This is a genomic window from Paracoccus sp. 228 (assembly GCF_000967825.1).
GTDB classification, from domain to species: domain Bacteria; phylum Pseudomonadota; class Alphaproteobacteria; order Rhodobacterales; family Rhodobacteraceae; genus Paracoccus; species Paracoccus marcusii.
This window is the reverse complement of record NZ_JYGY01000004.1, coordinates 294454-316724: the sequence shown is the minus strand read 5'-3', so window position 1 is coordinate 316724 and position 22271 is coordinate 294454. Positions and strand designations below refer to the sequence as shown.

Sequence of the window (22271 nt, the reverse complement as noted above, 5' to 3'; positions counted from 1 at the left end):
GCAAGATACGCCAGCCACCGGCGTCATGCCAGCATTTCGGCCACCGTCGGCGCAAAGTAGCTAAGCACCCCGTCGCAGCCCGCGCGGCGGAAGCCCAGCAGGCTTTCCACCATCGCGTCGCGCGACAGCCAGCCGTTGCGGATCGCCCCCTCGATCATCGCGTATTCGCCGCTGACCTGATAGGCGAAGGTGGGCGCACCGAATTCGTCCTTCACGGCCCGGCAGATGTCCAGATAGGGCATGCCGGGTTTCACCATGACCATGTCCGCGCCCTCGGCCAGGTCGCGCGCGACGCAGCGGATCGCCTCGCCGCGGTTGGCGGGGTTGATCTGATAGGTCTTCTTGTCGCCCACCAGCCTGCCCGACGCACCCACCGCGTCGCGGAACGGCCCGTAGAACGCGCTGGCGAATTTCGCCGCATAGGACAGGATCGCGACGTTCTTGTGGTCATGGCGTTCCAGGGCGGCGCGCAGGGCGGCGATGCGCCCGTCCATCATGTCGCTTGGCCCCAGGATGTCCGCGCCGCAATCGGCCTGGACCAGCGCCATGCGCACCAGCGCCTCGATGGTCTCGTCGTTCAGGATCTCTCCGTCCCGGACCAGCCCGTCATGGCCGTTGGCGTTATAGGGGTCCAGCGCGATGTCGGTCATCACGACCAGGTCGGGGACCTCGTCCTTGACCGCGCGGATGGCCAGGTTGCCGATATTGTCGGGATCCCATGCGCGGGCGCAGTCGTCGGTGCGGCTGGCCTGGTCGGAATGGGGAAAGATGCAGATCGCGGGGATGTTCAGCCGCGCCGCCCGTTCCGCCGCCCGCCGCGCGCCGTCCAGGGTCAGGCGTTCGACCCCGGGCATCGAGGCGATCTCGCCCTCGGCGCCGGCGACCTCGGTCACGAAGATCGGCCAGATCAGGTTGGCGGGGGTCAGGTTCCGCTCCGACACCATCGCGCGGATGTTGGCGTTGCGGCGCAACCGGCGCAGGCGGCCGGCGGGGAAGGGGGCGATGATGGGACTGGCCATGGGGGCCTCCTGTCTGGGGTGGGGCAACCGTGCCGCTTTTCCTTGGTTGAAACCCGTTCTAAGGTCGCGCGCAGACAAGGACAAGGAACTGCCCGTGCCGCAATTCGACAACCTGATCGGGCTTCTGGGCAGCCGGTCCTTTTCGACGATCTGGTTCTGGCTTGTGCTGATCGGCATGTGGTCGGTCGCCGGGCGCAGCGTGCTGGGCATTCCGACCGAGGTCCTGGCCCGCGCCCGGGCGTCGCTGGCGGGCGACGATGCGCAGGGACCGGCGGTCATCACGCTGCTGGACTGGCTGTCGCTGATCCTGCCCCGCTGGCAGCTGCGCCCGCGCGAGGGGGCGGCCTTTCTGGGCGTCACCAGTTTTCTGATGACCTCGCTGGCGGTGCTGGGGTTCGTCTTCTGGCTGGAGATGGCGCAGGCGCTGACGCTGCTGTTGCTGCCGTTCTGGGTGCTGTTCTGGATGCGCGTGCGCCTGGCACGGCGTCTGGTGCCGCTGGTCCATGCCGCGCAGGAGGGGCGCGCCCCCGTGTCGCAGGCGGCGGGCGATGCGGCCCGCGCGATGGTCTGGCACAAGCGCTTCGTGACGATCCTGTCGATGATCGCGGTCGCGGTGACGGCGTTGTGGGGGGCATTGTGGACGGTCCTGCATCCTGTGGGCTTCTAGCCCGCTTGACTTCCCCGCGCAGCCGCTTAGGTCAGCATCCATGTCCGACAAGCTGATCCTGTCCGGTGCGCCCGAAGGCTATGACGCCGCGCTGATCGCGCGCGAGGCGGCGCGACCCGAGAACCGTGGCGCGCCCGTGATCCACGTGGCCCGCGACGACCGCCGCATGGAGGCGATGCGCCAGGCGCTGGCCTTCATGGCACCGCATCTGCCGGTGCTGGATTTTCCGGCCTGGGACACGACGCCCTATGACCGCATCTCTCCGGCGCCCGAGGTTCAGGCCGCGCGCATGGCGACGCTGGCGGGGCTGGCGCAGGGGCGCATCAAGGGACCGTTCGTCCTGCTGACCACGCTGAACGCCGTGCTGCAGCGGGTGCCGGCCCGCGATCTGGTCCGCGGCACGGCCTTCATCGCGCGCGTGGGCGACCGCATCGACGAGGTCGCCCTGCGCGAGTTCCTGGTGCGCATGGGGTTCGCGCAGACCGCGACCGTGACCGACCCGGGCGATTACGCGATCCGTGGCGGCATCATCGACATCTATCCCCCCGGCACCACCGGCCCGATCCGCATGGACTTGTTCGGCGACGTGCTGGACGGCGCGCGGCGGTTCGATCCCGACACGCAGCGCACCACCGAAAAGCTGGACCGGATCGAGCTGGCGCCGATGTCCGAGGTCATCCTGGACGAACCCTCGATCACCCGGTTCCGGCAAAGCTATCGCACCGAATACGGCGGCGGGACCAGCGATCCGCTGTACGAAAGCGTCAGCGCGGGCCGCAAGACGGCCGGCATGGAACATTGGCTGCCGTGGTTTCACGTCCGGATGGAGAGCCTGTTCGACTATGCCCCCGGCGCGTCGGTGGTGCTGGACGATCACATCGGCCAGGTGATCGACGCCCGCCGCACGATGATCCGCGAACAGTTCGAGGCGCGTCGCGCCGCGATGGCTGCCAAGGGGCGGGCCGACACGGTCTATAAGCCCGTGCCACCCGACGCGATGTTTCCGACAGATGCCGAATGGGACGCCTGGCTGGCCCCGCACCGGGTGCTGCGCCTGTCGGTCCTGCAGCAGCCGCCCGGGCCGGGCGTGCTGGACGCGGGCGGCCGGCAGGGGCGCAACTTTGCCCCCGAACGCCAGGCCGAGCAGATCAACCTGTTCGGCGCGCTTGCCGATCACGTCAAGGCGCTGGCGCGCACCCACCGCGTCATCATCGCCAGCTTTTCCGATGGCGCACGCGAACGCCTGTCTGGTCTTCTGACGGACGAGGGGCTGGCCGGGGCCAAGCCCATCGCGGACATCCGCGACCTGCCGGACCAGCCGGGCAGCATCGGCCTGACCGTCTGGCCCTTGGACGAGGGTTTCGTGGCCGACGGCAGCGCCTTGGGGCGGCTGGCGGTGATCTCGGAACAGGATGTGCTGGGCGACCGGCTGATCCGTGGCGCCAAGAAACGGCGCAAGGCCGACAACTTCCTGAAGGACACCCAGACCCTGTCGCCGGGCGATCTGGTCGTGCATGTGGAACACGGCATCGGCCGATACACCGGCATCGAGACGATCATGGCGATGAAGGTGCCGCATGACTGCGTGGCGCTGGAATATGCAGGCGGCGACCGGCTGTTCGTGCCCGTCGAGAACATCGAGCTGCTGTCGCGGTACGGCCACGAGGAGGGCCTGCTGGACCGGCTTGGCGGCGGAGCCTGGCAGGCCCGCAAGGCCAAGCTGAAGGAACGCATCAAGCTGATCGCCGACAAGCTGATGCGCGTCGCCGCCGAACGCCTGCTGCGTCCCGCCCCGGTGATGGAACCCGACGACCACGACTGGCAGGCCTTTGCCGCGCGCTTCCCCTATAGCGAGACCGACGACCAGCTGTCCGCCATCGAGGACGTGGCCGGCGATCTGGCCATCGGCCGCCCGATGGACCGCCTGATCGTGGGCGACGTGGGGTTCGGCAAGACCGAGGTCGCCATGCGCGCGGCCTTCATCGCGGCCAGCCAGGGGATGCAGGTCGCCGTCGTGGCCCCCACGACCCTGCTGGCCCGCCAGCACTACCGCAGCTTCGTCGAAAGGTTTCGCGGCACCGCCATCACCGTCCGCCCGCTGTCGCGCTTTGTTAGCGCCAAGGACGCGTCGGCCACCCGCACCGGCCTGTCTGACGGCAGCGTGGACATCGTCGTGGGCACTCATGCAGTGCTGGCCAAAGGCGTGCGGTTCAAGAATCTGGGCCTGCTCATCATCGACGAGGAGCAGCATTTCGGCGTCGGCCACAAGGAGCGGCTCAAGGAGCTGCGCAGCGACATCCACGTGCTGACCCTGACCGCGACGCCCATTCCGCGCACGCTGCAGCTGTCGCTGACGGGGGTGCGCGACCTGTCGGTGATCGGCACGCCGCCGGTCGACCGCCTGGCGATCCGCACCTATGTCAGCGAATTCGACACCGTCACCATCCGCGAGGCGCTGCTGCGCGAGAAGTATCGCGGCGGGCAGTCGTTCTTTGTCGTGCCCCGCCTGACCGACCTGCCCGAGATCGAGCACTGGCTGACCGAGAACATGCCCGAGCTGTCCTATATCGTGGCGCATGGCCAGCTGGCGGCGGGCGACCTGGACAGCCGCATGAACGCCTTCTACGATGGCAGCCACGATGTGCTGCTGGCGACGACCATTGTCGAATCGGGGCTGGATATCCCGACCGCGAACACGATGATCGTCTGGCGCGCCGACATGTTCGGCCTGTCGCAGCTGTACCAGATCCGCGGTCGCGTGGGTCGTTCCAAGGCGCGGGCTTATGCGTACCTGACCACCAAGCCGCGTGCGCCGCTGACGCCGCAGGCGATGCGGCGGCTGAAGTTCCTGGGCAACATCGACGGCCTGGGCGCGGGCTTCAACCTGGCATCCCAGGACCTTGACCTGCGCGGGGCCGGCAACCTTCTGGGAGAGGAGCAGTCGGGCCACATCAAGGAGGTCGGGTTCGAGCTGTACCAGGCCATGCTGGAGGAGACGATCGCCAAGCTGAAATCCGGAGAGTTGGAGGGCACGCCCGAGGACGAATGGGCGCCGCAGCTGAACCTGGGCGTGCCGGTGACCATTCCCGACAGCTATATCCCCGATCTGGACGTGCGGCTGGGTCTTTATCGACGCCTGGCCGACCTGACGACCAAGGTCGAGCTGGAGGGCTTTGCGGCAGAGTTGATCGACCGCTTCGGACCGCTGCCGCGCGAGGTCAACACCCTGCTGCTGGTGATCCGCATCAAGGCGATGGCAAAGCGCGCCAACATCGCCAAGCTGGACGTGGGCCCCAAGGGCATCACGGTCCAGTTTCATCAGGACAAGTTCCCCAACCCCGCCGGGCTGGTCGATTTCCTGTCCGACGAACGCGGCACCGCCAAGGTCACCGACAACAAGGTCGTGCTGAAGCGCGACTTTGCCACCGACGGCGAACGCATCAAGGGCGCCTTCGCCGTGGCGCGCGATCTGGCGGCCAAGATCAAGGAAGGTCGCGCCGCCGCGAAAAAGGCCGCCACGTGACGGGCGGGCAGATCCGGTTCGACACCGGGCCCCTGGGCGACGGCACGCTGTTCCGCGCCCCGAAGGCGATCATCCGGGCGGACAGCGCGGTGGGCGTGGGGCCGGCTCTGGCCGCGATGCAGGCGGCGACCGAGCGGGGTTGCTGGCTTGCGGGGTATCTGTCCTATGAGCTGGGTCACGCGCTGATCCCGCGGCTGGCCGGGCTGATGCCTGCGGACCGACAGATGCCGCTGATCCTGATGGGGGTTTTTGACGGCCCCCATCCCGCGGATCCGCTGCCGTCACCCGACGGCGTCGCCATCGGCGCGGTGCGCCCCCTGTGGGATCGCGCGCGCTATGACGCGGCCATCGCGGCCGTGCACGGGCTGATCGAATCAGGCGACACCTATCAGATCAACCTGACATTCCCGCTGCAGGCCGAGGTCGAGGGCGATCCCCTGGCGATCTATGCCGCGCTGGCCGCCCGGCAGCCGGTGGGCGAGGGGGCCTTTGTCGATCTGGGAGGGCCGGTCGTCCTGTCGCGCTCGCCCGAGCTGTTCTTTGCCGTCGATGCCGACAGGCACATCACCACCCGCCCGATGAAGGGCACGGCCGCACGCGGCGACACCCCGGCAAATGACGCGCAGGCTGCGCAGGCGCTGCACGGATCGGCCAAGAACCGGGCCGAGAACCTGATGATCGTCGACCTGTTGCGCAACGACATCAGCCGCATCTGCCTGCCCGGCACCGTTCGCGTCCCGCAGCTGTTCCATGTCGAGACCTATGTCACCGTGCATCAGATGGTCTCGACGGTGCAGGGTCAGCTGGCTCCCGACGCGGGGCTGGCACAGATTCTCGCGGCGCTGTTTCCCTGCGGGTCGATCACCGGAGCGCCCAAGGTCAGGTCGATGCAGATCATCGCCGATCTGGAGGGCGCCGCGCGCGAGATCTATTGCGGGGCCATCGGATGGGTCGATCCGGCAGGGCCAATGCGGTTCAACGTGGCGATCCGGTCGCCTTGGGTGGAAACGCCGGGGCGGTTGCGCCTGAATGTCGGCGGCGGCATCGTGCATGACAGCCAAGCCGGGTCCGAATGGGAGGAAGCACTGTGCAAGGCCGCATTCTTGGGCCGATCCCCGACGGTCTGACCGTCTTCGAGACCATGCGCGCCGAGGCGGACGGCCGTATCCCCCTGTGGCCGCGCCACTTGGCACGTCTGCGCCGCGGCTGCGCAGCCACCGGGATCGCGCTGGACGAAGACAGCGTCACGGCGGCGTTGGCGGGGCTGCCGCATGGTGCGGCTCTTCGGGCGCGGCTGTCGGTGGATCAGGGGGGGCAGGTCGCCCTGACCCATGCACCGCTGCCGCCGAACCCGGCGGTCTGGCGGGTGGTCCTGTCGGACATGCGCCTTGAGGCGGGCGACCCATGGTTGCGGATCAAGACATCGCATCGACCGATCTATGACGCCGCCCGCGCGGCGCTGCCCTCCGGCATCGACGAAGGGTTGCTGAGGAATGCCGACGGGGAGCTGTGCGAGGGCACGATCACCAACATCTTCCTGCGCCGCGATGGTCGACTGCTGACGCCGCCGTCGCGCAGCGGGTTGCTGCCGGGCGTCCTGCGCGAGACGCTGCTGGCCGATGGTCGGGCACAGGAGGCCGTGCTGACGGTGGCGGATCTGCAGCAGGGCCAGCTTTACTGCGGCAACGCATTGCGCGGCTTGATCCCGGCACGGCTGATCACACCTTGATCGGGAGCGGGGCGGACCCCCATCGAGGGGGCCCGCCCCGCGCGGGGGCGTTGCCCCCGCCTCCCTTGTCGCGATCGTCGGTTCTGGTTCATGGCCGGCGGCGTTCAGGAACGCCGGCCCATGACGAAAAAGGCCCCGCCGTGGTGGCGGGGCCTTTCGCGCTTATTCAGCAGTCAGCAAGGGTGTCTTGGACTTGCCGATCCGTGGGGCATCGGGGCCGGTGATGTCGAAGGCCGGCTTGTCATCCTCGATCTTGACGCGCACCACGCCACCCTTCGTCAGGCGTCCGAACAGCAGTTCCTCGGCCAGGGGCTTCTTGATGCTTTCCTGGATCACGCGGCCCAAGGGGCGGGCGCCCATGCGGTCGTCGTATCCCTTTTCGGCCAGCCAGTTTGCAGCCTCGGGGGTCAGTTCGATATGGACGTTGCGGTCCATCAGCTGCGCTTCCAGTTGCAAGACGAACTTCTCGACGACGTGGACCACGACGTCGCGTGACAGCGGCGCAAAGGAGATGATCGCATCCAGACGGTTGCGGAACTCGGGCGTGAAGGTCCGTTCGATCGCGGCAGTGTCCTCGCCCTCGCGCCGGTCGCGGCCGAAGCCGATCGCGGCCTTGGCCTGATCCGCGGCGCCCGCGTTCGAGGTCATGATCAGGATCACGTTGCGGAAATCGACGGTCCGGCCGTTATGGTCGGTCAGGCGACCCGCATCCATGATCTGCAGCAGAATGTTGAATACATCCGGATGCGCCTTCTCGATCTCGTCCAGCAGCAGCACGCAATGCGGGTGCTGGTCCACGCCGTCGGTCAGCAGGCCGCCCTGGTCGAAGCCGACATAGCCCGGAGGCGCGCCGATCAGGCGGCTGACGGCATGCTTCTCCATGTATTCCGACATGTCGAAGCGGATCAACTCGACCCCCAGGCTGGAGGCCAGCTGCTTAGCCACCTCGGTCTTGCCGACACCGGTCGGGCCCGCGAACAGGTAGTTGCCGATGGGCTTCTCAGGCTCGCGCAGGCCCGCACGGGCAAGCTTGATGGCGCTGGACAGCATCTCGATGGCATTGTCCTGGCCAAACACAACGCGCTTCAGACCGGCTTCCAGATCGCGCAGGACCTCAGCGTCGTTCTTGCTGACGTTCTTGGGCGGGATACGGGCGATCTTGGCCACGACGGCCTCGATCTCCTTGGGGCTGATCGTCTTGCGGCGCTTGCTCTCGCTGACCAGATGCTGGGCGGCACCGGCCTCGTCGATGACGTCGATGGCGCTGTCCGGCAGCTTGCGGTCGTTGATGTAGCGCGCGGCCAGCTCCACCGCCGACTTGATCGCGTCATTGGTATAGCGCAGGTCGTGATGCGCCTCGAAATGCGGCTTCAGGCCCATCAGGATCTTGATGGTGTCCGGCACCGAAGGCTCGTTCACGTCGATCTTCTGGAACCGGCGGCTCAGCGCGCGGTCCTTCTCGAAGTGCTGGCGATATTCCTTGTAGGTCGTCGAGCCCATGCAGCGCAGCTTGCCGCCCGCCAACGCGGGTTTCAGCAGGTTCGACGCATCCATCGCCCCGCCCGAGGTCGCGCCCGCACCGATGACGGTGTGGATCTCGTCGATGAACAGGATGGCGTCGGGATGCGCCTCCAGTTCCTTGACGACGGCCTTCAGCCGCTCTTCGAAGTCGCCGCGATAGCGTGTGCCGGCCAGCAGCGCGCCCATGTCCAGCGAGAAGATCGTCGCACCGGCCAAGACCTCGGGGGTTTCGCCGCGGGTGATCTTCAGCGCCAGCCCCTCGGCGATGGCGGTCTTGCCCACGCCCGGATCACCCACCAGCAGCGGGTTGTTCTTGCGCCGGCGGCACAGGACCTGGATGGCCCGCTCGACCTCGGATTCGCGTCCGATCAACGGGTCCACATCGCCCTTCTTGGACTTGACGTTCAGATCGACGCAGTACTTGCCAAGCGCGGTCTCGTCCTTGGGGTCGGGGGCGGCCTCGGCCTTGCTCTGCTCGACCGGCTCCTCCGATCCGACCACCTTGCGGGGCTCGTTGAAGGACGGGTTCTTGGCCACGCCATGGGCGATGAAGTTGACCGCGTCGTAACGGGTCATGTCCATCTCCTGCAGGAAGAAGGCCGCATTCGATTCGCGCTCGGCAAAGATCGCGACCAGCACGTTCGCGCCGGTGACCTCCTGCCGGCCCGAGCTTTGCACGTGGATCGCCGCGCGCTGGATGACGCGCTGGAACGCGGCCGTGGGCACGGCCTCCGAACCTTCGACGTCGGTTATCAGGGTCGACAGGTCATCCTCAATGAAATCGACCAGCGTCTTGCGCAGATCCTCGAGGTCCACGTTGCAGGCGCGCATGACCTTGACCGCATCGGGTTCCTCGGTCAGCGCCAGCAACAGGTGTTCCAGCGTCGCAAGCTCGTGTCGATGTTCGTTCGCCAGCGCAAGCGCCTGGTGAATGGCCTGTTCCAGGGAGGTCGAGAAACTTGGCACGGTCGTCTCCTGTCAGTCGGCTGGCGGTATGGGCTGTTCGCGGCCCACCTGCCCAGACTGTCACGGTAGGGTTAAGATTTGGTGGATTTCGTTCGGCTTCAAGTGATTTTTCAGACAGGTGCCACGATTTTCCCACGCTTGAGGCAGATGTGATGTCGCAAAGCCCGCATTTCAAGCGCGGGGCCGGCACGCCCCCGCGCGCCGATGCCGCAGGCCTCAGAAATCGTCCTTCATCCGGCGCAGGCGGGCAAAGACCTGCGCGTCGTCCGCCCCCGCCATCCCAAGCGCCGGTGCCAGCGCGGCGGGGCGCAGGAAGGGGTTCGTGGCGCGCTCCATCTCCAGCGTGGCGGGGGCACAAGGGATGCGCGCTTCGGCGATGGCCGACAGGCGGTCCTGCAGCGCCGCGTTGTCGGGATCGACCGACAGGGCAAAGGCGCCGTTGCCCGTGCAATAGTCGTGCCCCGAACAGATCAGCGTGTCGCCGGGCAGGGCGTTCAGCCGCGACAGGCTGTCCCACATCATCGCAGGGTCGCCCTCGAACAGGCGACCGCAGCCCAGGGCCATCAGGCTGTCGGCGGTGAAGGCCATCGCACTGTCCGGAAAATGAAACGCCACGTGGCCCACGGTATGGCCCGACACGTCGATCACGTGGACGGGTTCGCCCAGAACCTCCAGCGGCTCTCCGGGCGCGACGCTGACGTCCAGCGGCGGCAGGCGATGCGCATCGGCGGCGGCCCCGATGACCCGCGCACCGGTGGCGGCGACGATCTCCGGCACGGCCTGGATGTGGTCGTCGTGGTGATGGGTCAGCAGGATCGCGTCCAGCCCCCAGCCCCGCGCCTCCAGCTCGGTCAGGACCGGAATGGCCTCGGGCGCGTCGATCAGCACGGTGCCCGCGTCGGAATGCAGCAGATAGGCGTAGTTGTCCTTGAGACAGCGCAGCGTGACCAGTTCCAGCGGCATTGGCAAATCCTTGACCATGTGTTCACCTGAGCCTGTCAAAACCGGGACCCGCGCGCAATGCACCACGACATCGACCAGCTGCGACGGTTCTACTACCAGCGGGCGCTGGGGCGCGTGGTCCAGCGGATCCTGCGCGACCGGCTGACCGCGCGGTGGGACCCTGCGCGCAGCAGCGGCATGACCGTGGCGGGGTTCGGGTTCGCGGCGCCTATGCTGCGGCCCTATCTGCCGACCGCGCGGCGGGTGACCGCGCTGATGCCCGGCCCGCAGGGGGTGATGGGCTGGCCCGCGGGCATGCCCAACCATGCCGTCCTGTGCGACGAGACCGCATGGCCCATCCAGACCGGCAGCCTGGACCGGTTGGTCATGCTGCACGGGCTGGAGACCAGCGAGCATCCCCGCGAACTGCTGACCGAGGCATGGCGCTGCCTTGGGCCCGGCGGGCGGATGATGCTGATGGTGCCGAACCGGGCGGGCCTGTGGGCCGCCTCGGACCGCACGCCCTTCGGCTTTGGGCGGTCCTACACCACCGGTCAGATCGAGGCGCAGATGCGCCGCGCGGGGTTCCAGCCCGATTGGCACGGCAGCGCCATCTACATCCCGCCCTCGGACCGGCGATTCTGGCTGCGCAGCGCCCAGTTCTGGGAACGCACCGGCGCGCGGATCAGCCGGGTGCTGATCGCCGGCGTCATCATGGTCGAACTGTCCAAGCACGCCCGCGCGCCGGTCGGCCCCGGGGTGCGAATCCATGTGCCGAGTCCGCTGGAGATCCTGGACGGGGTGGCCCGTCCGCGTCCGCAAGCCGCCCCGACGGCCCGCGAAATCGACTGAAACCGGCCCCTGATGCGACATCCTGCCGCACGGTGCGCGGGCTCGGGATGCGGGGTGTTAGCGCTGTCCCCGTGGGGTTTCGCCGATCCTGCGCCGTTTGTCGCAAAGGCCCGCGTTTCAGGGCCCTGGACGGTTGCCGGGCGTCAAATCACCTGCTAGAGACGCCCCAGATTTGCGCGCGACCTTCCATCAGCCGCGCGACCGCGACCCGCACCCCGCGACAGACCAGGCAGCAGCCCGGCCCGCCAGCGGGGTTTGCGCAAACCGTAAAGGATGACCGTGGCCAACTCTGTTTCCATCTCCCAGAGCATCGCCGGACGCTATGCGCAGGCCGTCTTCGAGATCGCAAAGGAAAGCGGGGGCATGGACGCCCTGGCCACCCAGACCGACGATCTGAACGCCGCCCTGCACGACAGCGCCGAGCTGCGCGACCTGATCGCCAGCCCGATCTATTCCCGCGACCAGCAGGCGGCCGCGATCGGCGCGCTGTCGACCCGCATGGGCCTGTCGCCGGTGCTGGCCAACACGCTGCAGCTGATGGCGAAGAATCGCCGCCTGTTCGTGCTGCCGCAGCTGACCGCCCGCCTGGCGGAGCTGATCGCCACGGAGCGGGGCGAGGTCACCGCCGACGTCACCAGCGCCATCGCGCTGACCGATGCGCAGATGGACCGCCTGAAACAGACCCTGGCCGAGAAATCCGGCAAGACGGTCAAGCTGAACACGCGCGTCGATGAGACCCTCATCGGCGGCATGATTGTCAAGTTGGGCTCGCAGATGATCGACAGTTCGGTCCGCTCGAAGCTCGCTTCCCTGCAGAATGTCATGAAAGAGGTCGGATAATGGGAATCCAGGCTGCCGAAATTTCGGCGATCCTCAAGGAGCAGATCAAGAACTTCGGCCAGGACGCCGAAGTTGCCGAAGTTGGTCAGGTCCTGTCCGTCGGTGACGGCATCGCGCGCGTCTATGGTCTGGACAAGGTCCAGGCCGGCGAGATGGTCGAGTTCCCCGGCGGAATCCGCGGCATGGTGCTGAACCTCGAGACCGACAACGTCGGTATCGTGATCTTCGGCGACGACCGCTCGATCAAGGAAGGCGACACCGTCAAGCGCACGCGCTCGATCGTGGACGTTCCGGTCGGCAAGGCCCTGCTGGGTCGCGTCGTGGACGGCCTTGGCAACCCGATCGACGGCAAGGGCCCGATCGAGACGACCGAGCGTCGCATCGCCGACATGAAGGCCCCCGGCATCATGCCGCGCAAGTCGGTCCACGAGCCGATGGCGACCGGCCTGAAGTCGGTCGACGCCATGATCCCCGTCGGCCGCGGTCAGCGCGAGCTGATCATCGGCGACCGTCAGACCGGCAAGACAGCCATCGCGCTAGACACGATCCTGAACCAGATGAGCTACAACGGCCGTGAGGCCGAGGGCATGAAGACCCTGCACTGCATCTATGTCGCCGTCGGCCAGAAGCGCTCGACCGTGGCCCAGCTGGTCAAGAAGCTGGAAGAGACCGGCGCCATGGCCTACACCACCGTGGTGGCCGCGACCGCGTCCGATCCGGCGCCGATGCAGTTCCTGGCGCCCTATTCGGGCACCGCGATCGGCGAATACTTCCGCGACAACGGCATGGACGCGCTGATCATCTATGACGACCTGTCCAAGCAGGCCGTGGCCTATCGCCAGATGTCGCTGCTGCTGCGCCGTCCGCCCGGACGCGAAGCCTATCCGGGCGACGTCTTCTATCTGCACTCGCGCCTGCTGGAGCGTTCGGCCAAGCTGAACGAGGCCAACGGCTCGGGCTCGCTGACCGCGCTGCCGATCATCGAGACGCAGGCGGGCGACGTGTCGGCCTATATCCCGACTAACGTGATCTCGATCACCGACGGCCAGATCTTCCTGGAGACCGAACTGTTCTTCCAAGGCGTCCGCCCTGCCGTGAACACCGGTCTGTCGGTCAGCCGCGTGGGTTCGGCCGCCCAGACCAAGGCGATGAAATCCGTCGCGGGTCCGGTCAAGCTGGAACTGGCGCAGTACCGCGAGATGGCCGCCTTCGCCCAGTTCGGTTCGGATCTGGACGCCGCGACGCAGCGCCTGCTGAACCGCGGTTCGCGCCTGACCGAGCTGATGAAGCAGCCGCAGTACCGTCCCTTGACCAACGCCGAGATCGTCATCGTGATCTATGCCGGCACCAAGGGCTATATCGACAACGTGCCCGTGCGCGACGTCGTTGCCTGGGAAGACGGTCTGATCCACTTCCTGCGCGGCCAGAAGTCCGACCTGCTGGAGGACATGACCCGCAACGACCGTAAGGTCAGCGGCGAGCTGGAAGCCTCGATCAAGGCGGCGCTGGACGAATACAACCGCACCCGCGCCTGAGGGGGGAATAGATGCCCAGTCTCAAGGATCTCAAGAACCGGATCGGAAGCGTCAAGAACACGCGGAAGATCACCAAGGCGATGCAGATGGTCGCCGCCGCGAAACTGCGCCGGGCGCAGGACGCGGCGGAAGCCGCGCGTCCCTATGCCGACCGCATGGCGGCCGTCATGGCCGGCCTGACCGCGAATGCGGCAGGCCAGTCCGGCGCGCCCCGCCTGCTGGCCGGAACGGGCGACGACAAGCGTCATCTGCTGGTCGTGATGACGGCGGAACGCGGCCTGGCCGGCGGCTTCAACAGCTCGATCGTGCGTCTGGCCCGCCAGCACGCCGATCGGCTGCGCGCCGAAGGCAAGGACGTCGCGATCCTGACCGTCGGCAAGAAGGGCCGCGAGCAGCTCAAGCGCGACTATGGCAGCCTGTTCGTGCACCATGTCGACCTCTCCGAGGTCAAGCGCATGGGCTATGACACGGCCCGCGCCATCGCCGACGAGGTGCTGACCCGCTTCGACACCGGCGATTTCGACGTGGCGACGATCTTCTACAACCGGTTCGAATCGGTGATCAGCCAGGTTCCGACCGCGCGCCAGATCATCCCCGCCGAAGTCCCCGAGGGCGCGTCCGAGACGAACGCCCTCTACGACTACGAACCGGGCGAGGAGGAACTGCTGGCCGATCTGCTGCCCCGTTCGGTGGCCACGCAGATCTTTGCGGCGCTTCTGGAGAATGCGGCGTCCGAGCAGGGCGCGCGGATGAGTGCCATGGACAACGCCACGCGCAACGCGGGCGACATGATCGACAGGCTGACGACGCAGTACAACCGCTCGCGTCAGGCTGCGATCACCACGGAGCTGATCGAAATCATTGCGGGCGCCGAGGCGCTCTGACCGTAAAGCAAAGGTGACAACATGGCAGAGGCCACTGGTAAAATCACGCAGGTGATCGGCGCCGTCGTTGACGTGCAGTTCGAAGACCGGCTTCCCGCGATTCTGAACGCGCTGGTAACCCAAAACAACGGCAAGACGCTGGTGCTGGAAGTTGCCCAGCATCTGGGCGAGAACACCGTCCGCACCATCGCCATGGACGCGACCGAAGGTCTGGTCCGCGGCGAGGTCGTGACCGACACCGGCAACCCGATCATGGTGCCCGTGGGCGACGTGACCCTGGGCCGCATCCTGAACGTCGTGGGCGAGCCCGTGGACGAGGGCGAAGCCCTGGCCACCAGCGAGACCCGCGCCATCCACCAGGCCGCCCCCGACTTCGCCGCGCAGGCGACCAGCTCGGAGATCCTGGTGACCGGCATCAAGGTCATCGACCTGCTGGCCCCCTATTCCAAGGGCGGCAAGATCGGCCTGTTCGGCGGCGCCGGTGTGGGCAAGACCGTTCTGATCATGGAACTGATCAACAACATCGCCAAGGTGCACTCGGGCTATTCGGTGTTCGCCGGCGTGGGTGAGCGCACCCGCGAGGGCAACGACCTGTACCACGAGATGGTCGAATCGGGCGTCATCGTCCCCGACAACCTGGTCGATTCGAAAGTGGCCCTGGTCTATGGCCAGATGAACGAGCCGCCGGGCGCCCGCATGCGCGTCGCCCTGACCGGCCTGACCCTGGCGGAGCAGTTCCGCGACGCGTCGGGCACGGACGTGCTGTTCTTCGTGGACAACATCTTCCGCTTTACCCAAGCCGGTTCCGAAGTGTCGGCTCTGCTGGGCCGCATCCCGTCCGCCGTGGGCTATCAGCCGACGCTGGCCACCGACATGGGCGCGATGCAGGAACGCATCACCTCGACCAAGAACGGCTCGATCACCTCGATCCAGGCCGTCTACGTCCCGGCCGACGACCTTACCGACCCGGCGCCCGCCACGACCTTCGCCCACCTGGACGCCACGACGGTTCTGTCGCGCGCAATCTCGGAACTGGGCATCTACCCGGCCGTGGACCCGCTGGACTCCAACTCGCGCATCCTGGACCCCGCCGTCGTCGGTGAGGAGCACTATCAGGTGGCGCGCGACGTGCAGGGCATCCTGCAGAAGTACAAGTCGCTGCAGGACATCATTGCGATCCTGGGCATGGACGAACTGTCCGAAGAGGACAAGCTGACCGTGACCCGTGCGCGCAAGATCCAGCGCTTCCTGTCGCAGCCCTTCGACGTGGCCAAAGTCTTCACCGGTTCCGACGGCGTCCAGGTGCCGCTGGAGAAGACCATCGCCTCGTTCAAGGCGGTCGTCGCGGGTGAGTACGACCACCTGCCGGAATCGGCCTTCTACATGGTCGGCGACATCGACGACGTGAAGGCCAAGGCAGAGCGTCTGGCCGCAGAAGCGGCGTAAGGGGGCAGAATGGCCGATACCATGCAGTTCGACCTCGTGTCGCCGGAACGGAGCCTCGCCTCCGTTCCCGTGCGCGAGGTGCGCCTGCCGGGCAGCGATGGCGATCTGACCGCCATGCCCGGCCATGCGCCCACGATCGTGACCCTGCGTCCGGGCATGGTGATCCTGGTGGGTGCCGACGGCACCACCAGCGAATTCGCCGTCACCGGCGGCTTTGCCGAGATCAACCAGGACAGCGTCAGCCTGCTGGCCGAACGCGGACACCCGCGCGAGGAGATCACGCAGGACGTCTATAACGACATGATGAAGGACGCCCACCGCGCCCATCGCAGTGCCAAGGATCGGCGCGAACATGTCGGCGAAGAGGTCGTGACCGCCGCCGTCAAGCTTCTGGGCGACATGCAGGCGCTTGGCACCCATATCGGGCTGGACCCCAATCAGTCGACGGTTCCGGACTGATCCGTCCGACCATCGACATCTTGAAAGGCCCCGGCACTGCCGGGGCTTTTTTTTCTCCATGGCCGCCGCTAGCATCGCCGCGCGGGTGACGGGAAGGACCGGATGATACGATTTGCAACCCACGAGATCGGGATCGCACGCGGTGCGGTCACGATGGTCTCTGATTTCGACACGCAGGGGCCGATGTGGACCGAGACGGGCGACCGGTCGCACCGCCAGCGCGTCGAGTTCGGCGACCGCTTCGTGGCGCCGCCTGTCGTGCATCTTGGCGTCGGGATGTGGGACCTGGACAGCGATCGCAACCAGCGCGGCGACCTGCAGGTCGAGAACGTGACCCTGACCGGGTTCGACATCCTGTTCCGCACCTGGGGCGACACCCGCATCGCGCGGATGCGGGTGGAGTGGATGGCCATCGGGGCCGTGCCCGACGAACAGGACTTCATCCTCTAGGCGCGGTCCAGGTTGACCCCGATCAGTCCCGCGACCTGTTCCGGATGGGTCAGGGGCGCCATGTGGCCGGCACCGGGGATCGTGGCGCGCCCGACATCGGGCAACCTGCCCGCCAGCGCGTCGATGATGCCGCCGATCGCCGCCGGGCTGTCGGCCCCCTGGACCAGCAGCACCGGTGCGTCGACCTGCTCCAACCCGCCCTCCCGCAGGATGCGGGCGCTGTCATGGCGAAGCGCGTCTCCGGTCCCGGCCACCAGCCGGATCTGGCGCACCATCTGGGCGCGGGCCTCGGGGGGCAGGCGGTCGGGGTCCTGCGCGCCCCAGACCGACAGGAAGGCCGCCATGGCCTGGTCGTCCTGGCCCTGATCCAGAAGGACGGCCATGCGGGCATCCAGCGCGTCCTGGGCCGGGTCTGGGCAGGCGGCGAACAGCACCGGTTCGATCAGGGTCAGGCTGCGCACGGCATCGGGCGCCGCGACGGCGATGCGCAGCGCCACGGTCGCGCCGAAGCTGTGACCGATCAGATCCAGCGGCCGGTCGATCATCGCTGCGGCCAGACGCGTGACCGCGGTGTGATAGTTGGGGCTGTCGGGCTGGGGCTGCCAGTCGTCGCTGCGCCCGTGGCCCGGCATGTCGAAGCCTCGCAGATCGACGCGCCCCTCCAGCAGCCGCGCGATTGGACCCCAGGCCGACCCGCTGCCCATCATGCAATGCAGCGCCAGTGCCGGGCGATCCGGATCGCCCGGCCAGTGCCGCAGGTGCAGTCCGCTCATAGCGCGGCCAGATGGCGGTCCAGAAAGTCCAGCCGGTCCTGGCCCCAGAACCGCTGATCGGTCTCGCGCACGACATAGAAGGGGGCGCCGAAGGCCCCGGCGGCCACCGCCTGTTCCAGGTTGCGGCCATAGGTCTCGGCGCCCACGAACAGGCCCGTGTCGGCCAGGGACGGGTCGAACTTGTTGGCGCCCAGGATGTCGCGGATCACCGCGTCGTCGCTGATGTCGCGATCCTCGGCCCAGACCGCCCGCAGAAAGCCCTGGACCAGCGCGCCGACATCGCCCCCCGCCGCCTGCGCGGCGATGATGGCATAGGACGACGGCGCCATGTTGACTGGCCAATGCGCGGGCTTGAGGTTCAGGGGCATGTCCAGATGGTCGGCCCACCGGGGCAGTTCCTGGTTGCGGTAGTCCATCCGGCTGGCATGGCGCTGCGCCGGGCGCACCCCGCCGGTCCGGTCGAACAGTTGCAGCAGGTCCAGGGGCTTGTAGGTGATCTGCGCACCGTGCTGGGCGGCGATCTGTTCCAGGCGGTCGCCGGCAAGATAGCACCAGGGGCTGATCGTCCCCAGATAATAGTCGATATGGGCCATGGCCTTGTCCTTTCCGGGTTTGCCCGCAGGCTAGCCCGGTGCTAAGGCAACCGCAATCTGACGCAACCGCCAAAGGCCCGCCCCATGCCCGTCATGACCGAACCCAAGCTGATTTCCGGAAACGCCAACCGACCGCTGGCCCAGTCCATCGCACGGCGCATGTCCCTGCATCGCGGCATGAGCGTCAACCTGCTGGACGCCCGCGTCGAACGCTTCAACGACCAGGAGATCTTCGTCGAGGTCTACGAGAACGTCCGCGGCGAGGACATGTACATCATCCAGCCCACGTCGAACCCGGCCAACGACAACCTGATGGAGCTGCTGATCATGACCGACGCGCTGCGCCGGTCGTCGGCCGCGCGCATCACGGCGGTGATTCCCTATTTCGGCTATGCCCGCCAGGACCGCCGCGCCAAGGCCCGTACCCCGATCAGCGCCAAGCTGGTCGCGAACCTGCTGACCGAGGCGGGCGTGGACCGCGTCCTGACGCTGGACCTGCACGCGGCCCAGATCCAGGGCTTCTTCGACGTGCCGGTGGACAACCTCTATGCGGCGCCGGTCTTTGCGCTGGACGTGCAGCATCACTTCAAGGGGCGGATGAACGACCTGATGGTCGTGTCGCCCGACGTCGGCGGCGTGGCCCGGGCCCGCGAACTGGCGACCCGGATCGGTGCGCCCCTGTCCATCGTCGACAAGCGCCGCGAGAAGGCCGGAGAGATCGCCGAGATGACCGTGATCGGTGACGTGGCGGGCAAGGCCTGCATCATCGTGGACGACATCTGCGACACCGCCGGCACGCTGGTCAAGGCGGCGCAGGTGCTGACCGACAACGGCGCGACCGAGGTCCATGCCTACATCACCCACGGCGTCCTTTCTGGCCCGGCGGTCGAGCGGGTCACCAATTCGGTGATGAAATCGCTGGTCATCACCGATTCGATCCAGCCCACCGATGCGGTCAGGAACGCGCCCAACATCCGCATCGTGCCGACCGCACCGATGTTCACGCAGGCGATCCTGAACATCTGGAACGGCACCTCGGTCAGCAGCCTGTTCGAGACGGACACCCTTCTGCCGATCTACGAAGGGCTGTATTCGCCGATCTGACCGGATCGTCCCGACGGCGTCCAAGGGCCGGCCCCGCCGCGGGGCCGGCCCTTTGTCATGGGTTCACAGCGCGCGCCAGCCGATGTCGCGGCGGCAGAAGCCCTGCGGCCAGTCGATCGCGTCGACCAGCGCATAGGCGCGCTGATGCGCCTCGGCCAGGGTCGCGCCGCGCCCGGTGCAGGCCAGCACGCGCCCACCGGTGGCGACAACCGCGCCATCGCGGTCGGCCGTGCCTGCGTGGAAGGTCATCTGAAAGCTGGTTTCGGGCAGGGCCTGCAGGCCGCCGATGACGGTTCCCTTGGCATAGCTGCCGGGATAGCCCTGGGCCGCCATGACCACCGTCAGGGCGTGGTCGTCGGCCCAGGTCACGGGGGTTTGGGCCAGCCGCCCTTCGGCGCAGGCCAGCAGCAGGTCCAAGACCTGCCCGCCAAGCCGCATCATCAGCACCTGGCATTCCGGGTCGCCGAAGCGGACGTTGTATTCGACCAGCCTCGCCTGTCCGTCCGCGATCATCAGCCCGGCATAGAGTACCCCCTGAAAGGGCATGCCGCGCCGCGCCATCTCGGCGATGGTCGGGCGCACGATGCGCGCCACCACCTGGTCCTGGATCGCCTGCGTCAGCACCGGGGCGGGGCTGTAGGCGCCCATCCCGCCAGTATTCGGGCCGGTATCGCCGTCGCCCACGCGCTTGTGGTCCTGGGCGGTGCCGATGGCCAGGCAGTCGGTGCCGTCGGACAGGATGAAGAAGCTGGCCTCCTCTCCGTCCATGAACTCCTCGATGACGACGGACATGTCGCCGAAGGCCCCGTCGAAGATGTCGTCGATGGCGGCATGGGCCTGGTCCACCGTCTCGGCCACGGTAACGCCCTTGCCGGCAGCCAGCCCGTCGGCCTTGACCACGATAGGCGCCCCCTGGGCGGTCACGTAATCGCGCGCCGCGGCGGCATCGGTGAACCGGGCCCAGGCCGCGGTGGGGGCGGCGCAGGCGTCGCAGATCTCCTTGGTGAAGGTCTTGGAGGCCTCCAGCTGAGCCGCGGCCTGCGACGGGCCAAAGACCAGGAAGCCCGCATCGCGCAGCGCGTCGGACACCCCCGCGGCCAGGGGCGCCTCGGGGCCGACGATGACGAAGTCGACGGCGTTCTCCTGCGCGAATTCCAGCACTTCGGCCCGCGACAGCACGTCCAGGTCGGCGCATTCGGCCACGCCCGCGATGCCCGCATTGCCGGGTGCCACGATCAGGCGGTCGCATTTCGGGTTCTGCCGGATCGCCCAGGCCAGCGCATGTTCGCGCCCGCCGCCGCCCAGGATCAGGATATTCATCTGCCGCCCTTTCGCTTGACCTTGCGGCGTTCTAGTCTGGCCCGGACAAGGGAACAAGACGCATGGACCTGCTGGACGACGACATGGACGATGCCCCGGAACCGGGCAGCAACGCGCATGAATTCACCGTGTCCGAACTGTCCGGCGCGGTCAAACGCAGCATCGAGGATCAGTTCGGCCGCGTCCGCGTCCGGGCCGAGGTCGGGCGCGTGTCCCGTCCCGGATCGGGGCATCTGTATTTCGACCTGAAGGACGACCGCGCCGTGCTGGCCGCCGTCACTTGGAAGGGGCAGGCCGCCCGCCTGATCCAACGTCCCGAGGAGGGGATGGAGGTCATCGCCACCGGCCGCCTGACGACCTTTCCGGGCCAGTCAAAATACCAGATGATCGTCGATCAGATCGAGCCCGCCGGTGCGGGCGCGCTGATGGCCATGCTGGAGAAGCGTCGCAAGGCCCTGGCGGCCGAGGGGCTGTTCGATCAGGACCGCAAGCGCGCGTTGCCGTTCCTGCCGCGGGTGATCGGGGTGGTGACCTCGCCGTCCGGTGCGGTGATCCGCGACATCCTGCACCGGCTGCGCGACCGCTTTCCGACCCGCGTGATCATCTGGCCGGTGGCCGTGCAGGGGGAGGGTTGCGCGCCGCAGGTGACGGCCGCGATCCGGGGCTTCAACGCGCTGTCGCCGGGCGGGCCGATCCCCCGGCCGGACCTGATCATCGTGGCGCGCGGCGGCGGGTCGCTGGAGGATCTCTGGGGCTTCAACGAGGAATCGGTCGTGCGGGCGGCGGCGGAGAGCGGCATCCCCCTGATCTCGGCCGTGGGGCATGAGACGGACACAACGTTGATCGATTATGCCTCGGACCGGCGGGCGCCGACGCCGACGGCCGCGGCCGAGATGGCGGTGCCAGTCCGCGCCGATCTGGCCGCGCGCCTAGCCGAGACCGGGGCGCGGATGGCGCGCAGCAATGCGCAGGCGATCCAACGCCCGCGCCAGCGCCTGCGCGATCTGGCCCGCGCGCTTGGTCGTCCTGCTACGCTGACCGAAGGCGCGCGGCAGCGGCTGGACCTGTGGGGCGGGCGGCTGGAACCCGCGCTGCGGCAGCTGGCCCGCGCGCGGCGGCAGCAGCTGGCCTCGCGGCCCATGCCCGCGGCGATGCTGCGCCAGTTCACCCAAGGCAAGCGCGCGGGGATGGACCGCGCGCTGATGCGGCTGGAGGGCGCGCGCGCCCGGCGGCTGGAGCGTCCGCGCGACCGGCTGGCGCAGCTGCGCCAGCGGCTGGACAATTCGCTGGTCCGGGTCCTGGCGGATACGCGGCGCGTGACGGCGCAGCAGGGCGCGCGCCTGGCCGATCTGGACCGGCGGCTGGTCGCGGCGATGGCCCGCATCCGCCGTCAGCGGCAGGATGCGCTGGTTCGGCTGGACCGGATGCGGCTGTCCCTGGGGCATGAACAGACGCTGCGGCGCGGCTTCGTGATCCTGCGCGACCCGGAGGGCGGGGTGATCACCACGCCCGAGGTCGCCGCCCGGACCCCGCGGATGGAGGTGCAATTCGCGGGCGACCGCCGCGTGGCCGTGCGCCCCGACGCCACGCCCGAGAAGCCCAAGCGCCGCAAGCCCGCGCCGCCCGAGCAGAAGACCCTGATCTGACC

Annotated in this window: 19 protein-coding genes; 13 read left to right on the top strand and 6 right to left on the bottom strand. The window is 67.9% G+C overall.

The annotated features are described in order from the left end of the window. Positions 1–23: 23 nt before the first annotated feature. A complete protein-coding gene (gene hemB / locus SY26_RS14470) occupies positions 24–1019 on the bottom strand; it encodes a porphobilinogen synthase (RefSeq protein WP_046001079.1) in 996 nt (331 codons plus the stop codon). 94 nt (positions 1020–1113) lie between these two features. On the opposite strand from hemB, the gene SY26_RS14465 reads away from it, so the two are divergent. Genes SY26_RS14465 through SY26_RS14450 form a run of 4 tightly spaced genes read left to right on the top strand, consistent with a single transcriptional unit; the run spans position 1114 to position 6938 of the window. Beyond that, positions 1114–1686: a hypothetical protein gene (locus SY26_RS14465; RefSeq protein WP_046001078.1), complete on the top strand. Its 573-nt coding sequence runs from the start codon at positions 1114–1116 to the stop codon at positions 1684–1686. Positions 1687–1726: 40 nt separating this feature from the next. Then, entirely contained in the window at positions 1727–5209 is a 3483-nt protein-coding gene (gene mfd, locus SY26_RS14460) for a transcription-repair coupling factor (RefSeq protein ID WP_046001077.1), read from the top strand. Beyond that, complete coding sequence (locus SY26_RS14455; RefSeq protein ID WP_046001076.1) at positions 5206–6336, top strand: aminodeoxychorismate synthase component I; 1131 nt, start codon at positions 5206–5208, stop codon at positions 6334–6336. The genes mfd and SY26_RS14455 overlap by 4 nt, the downstream gene beginning before the upstream one ends. Continuing rightward, on the top strand, positions 6297–6938 hold the full coding sequence (locus SY26_RS14450; RefSeq protein WP_232303357.1) for an aminotransferase class IV family protein: 642 nt from the start codon (positions 6297–6299) through the stop codon (positions 6936–6938). The genes SY26_RS14455 and SY26_RS14450 overlap by 40 nt, the downstream gene beginning before the upstream one ends. Positions 6939–7100: 162 nt before the next feature. Here the strand turns inward: SY26_RS14450 and clpA are convergent, their stop codons facing one another. Then, positions 7101–9425, bottom strand: a complete 2325-nt coding sequence (clpA, locus tag SY26_RS14445; protein ID WP_046001075.1) for an ATP-dependent Clp protease ATP-binding subunit ClpA — start codon at positions 9423–9425, stop codon at positions 7101–7103. 216 nt (positions 9426–9641) lie between these two features. Beyond that, on the bottom strand, positions 9642–10388 hold the full coding sequence (gloB, locus tag SY26_RS14440) for a hydroxyacylglutathione hydrolase (protein WP_046001074.1): 747 nt from the start codon (positions 10386–10388) through the stop codon (positions 9642–9644). Positions 10389–10445: 57 nt separating this feature from the next. Between gloB and SY26_RS14435 the strand changes: the two genes are divergently transcribed. The 7 genes from SY26_RS14435 to SY26_RS14405 all read left to right on the top strand — a co-directional run bounded on the left by SY26_RS14435 (position 10446) and on the right by SY26_RS14405 (position 16833). Next, entirely contained in the window at positions 10446–11219 is a 774-nt protein-coding gene (locus SY26_RS14435; protein WP_046001073.1) for a methyltransferase domain-containing protein, read from the top strand. A gap of 273 nt (positions 11220–11492) precedes the next feature. Then, positions 11493–12059, top strand: coding sequence for a F0F1 ATP synthase subunit delta (locus SY26_RS14430; protein WP_045982959.1), 567 nt, complete (start codon positions 11493–11495; stop codon positions 12057–12059). Beyond that, positions 12059–13594, top strand: coding sequence for a F0F1 ATP synthase subunit alpha (atpA, locus tag SY26_RS14425; protein WP_046001072.1), 1536 nt, complete (start codon positions 12059–12061; stop codon positions 13592–13594). The genes SY26_RS14430 and atpA overlap by 1 nt, the downstream gene beginning before the upstream one ends. An 11-nt stretch (positions 13595–13605) precedes the next feature. Beyond that, positions 13606–14478, top strand: coding sequence for a F0F1 ATP synthase subunit gamma (locus tag SY26_RS14420; protein ID WP_045982957.1), 873 nt, complete (start codon positions 13606–13608; stop codon positions 14476–14478). A 21-nt stretch (positions 14479–14499) separates the two neighbouring features. Continuing rightward, positions 14500–15924, top strand: a complete 1425-nt coding sequence (gene atpD / locus SY26_RS14415) for a F0F1 ATP synthase subunit beta (RefSeq protein ID WP_045982956.1) — start codon at positions 14500–14502, stop codon at positions 15922–15924. A 9-nt stretch (positions 15925–15933) separates the two neighbouring features. Beyond that, the gene (locus SY26_RS14410; protein WP_045982955.1) at positions 15934–16383 is read left to right on the top strand and encodes a F0F1 ATP synthase subunit epsilon; all 450 of its coding nucleotides are present in this window, start codon (positions 15934–15936) and stop codon (positions 16381–16383) included. 102 nt (positions 16384–16485) lie between these two features. Then, a complete protein-coding gene (locus tag SY26_RS14405; protein ID WP_045982954.1) occupies positions 16486–16833 on the top strand; it encodes an H-type lectin domain-containing protein in 348 nt (115 codons plus the stop codon). Here the strand turns inward: SY26_RS14405 and SY26_RS14400 are convergent. Together SY26_RS14400 and SY26_RS14395 are read right to left on the bottom strand one after the other, a co-directional pair. Beyond that, positions 16830–17606 carry an alpha/beta fold hydrolase gene (locus tag SY26_RS14400; RefSeq protein ID WP_046001071.1) on the bottom strand — a complete coding sequence of 259 codons (777 nt, stop codon included), beginning with the start codon at positions 17604–17606 and terminating at the stop codon, positions 16830–16832. The two genes, SY26_RS14405 and SY26_RS14400, sit on opposite strands and share 4 nt — an antisense overlap. Then, on the bottom strand, positions 17603–18199 hold the full coding sequence (locus SY26_RS14395) for a 2-hydroxychromene-2-carboxylate isomerase (protein WP_046001070.1): 597 nt from the start codon (positions 18197–18199) through the stop codon (positions 17603–17605). Before SY26_RS14395 ends, SY26_RS14400 begins: the two co-directional genes overlap by 4 nt. A gap of 84 nt (positions 18200–18283) precedes the next feature. On the opposite strand from SY26_RS14395, the gene SY26_RS14390 reads away from it, so the two are divergent. Next, positions 18284–19303, top strand: coding sequence for a ribose-phosphate pyrophosphokinase (locus tag SY26_RS14390; protein WP_045982951.1), 1020 nt, complete (start codon positions 18284–18286; stop codon positions 19301–19303). Between the two features lie 63 nt (positions 19304–19366). Here the strand turns inward: SY26_RS14390 and purD are convergent, their stop codons facing one another. Continuing rightward, complete coding sequence (gene purD / locus SY26_RS14385; RefSeq protein ID WP_046001069.1) at positions 19367–20623, bottom strand: phosphoribosylamine--glycine ligase; 1257 nt, start codon at positions 20621–20623, stop codon at positions 19367–19369. Positions 20624–20685: 62 nt separating this feature from the next. Here purD and xseA point away from each other — a divergent pair, with 62 nt between their 5' ends. Beyond that, positions 20686–22269, top strand: coding sequence for an exodeoxyribonuclease VII large subunit (gene xseA / locus SY26_RS14380; RefSeq protein WP_046001068.1), 1584 nt, complete (start codon positions 20686–20688; stop codon positions 22267–22269). Positions 22270–22271: the final 2 nt, after the last annotated feature.

Coding starts and splice junctions, on each gene's coding strand:
- hemB (WP_046001079.1), bottom strand. CDS start 1,019: ATGGCCAGTCCCATCATCGCCCCCTTCCCCGCCGGCCGCCTGCGCCGG.
- mfd (WP_046001077.1), top strand. CDS start 1,727: ATGTCCGACAAGCTGATCCTGTCCGGTGCGCCCGAAGGCTATGACGCC.
- gloB (WP_046001074.1), bottom strand. CDS start 10,388: ATGCCGCTGGAACTGGTCACGCTGCGCTGTCTCAAGGACAACTACGCC.
- SY26_RS14435 (WP_046001073.1), top strand. CDS start 10,446: ATGCACCACGACATCGACCAGCTGCGACGGTTCTACTACCAGCGGGCG.
- SY26_RS14430 (WP_045982959.1), top strand. CDS start 11,493: ATGACCGTGGCCAACTCTGTTTCCATCTCCCAGAGCATCGCCGGACGC.
- atpA (WP_046001072.1), top strand. CDS start 12,059: ATGGGAATCCAGGCTGCCGAAATTTCGGCGATCCTCAAGGAGCAGATC.
- SY26_RS14420 (WP_045982957.1), top strand. CDS start 13,606: ATGCCCAGTCTCAAGGATCTCAAGAACCGGATCGGAAGCGTCAAGAAC.
- atpD (WP_045982956.1), top strand. CDS start 14,500: ATGGCAGAGGCCACTGGTAAAATCACGCAGGTGATCGGCGCCGTCGTT.
- SY26_RS14410 (WP_045982955.1), top strand. CDS start 15,934: ATGGCCGATACCATGCAGTTCGACCTCGTGTCGCCGGAACGGAGCCTC.
- SY26_RS14405 (WP_045982954.1), top strand. CDS start 16,486: ATGATACGATTTGCAACCCACGAGATCGGGATCGCACGCGGTGCGGTC.
- SY26_RS14400 (WP_046001071.1), bottom strand. CDS start 17,606: ATGAGCGGACTGCACCTGCGGCACTGGCCGGGCGATCCGGATCGCCCG.
- SY26_RS14395 (WP_046001070.1), bottom strand. CDS start 18,199: ATGGCCCATATCGACTATTATCTGGGGACGATCAGCCCCTGGTGCTAT.
- SY26_RS14390 (WP_045982951.1), top strand. CDS start 18,284: ATGCCCGTCATGACCGAACCCAAGCTGATTTCCGGAAACGCCAACCGA.
- purD (WP_046001069.1), bottom strand. CDS start 20,623: ATGAATATCCTGATCCTGGGCGGCGGCGGGCGCGAACATGCGCTGGCC.
- xseA (WP_046001068.1), top strand. CDS start 20,686: ATGGACCTGCTGGACGACGACATGGACGATGCCCCGGAACCGGGCAGC.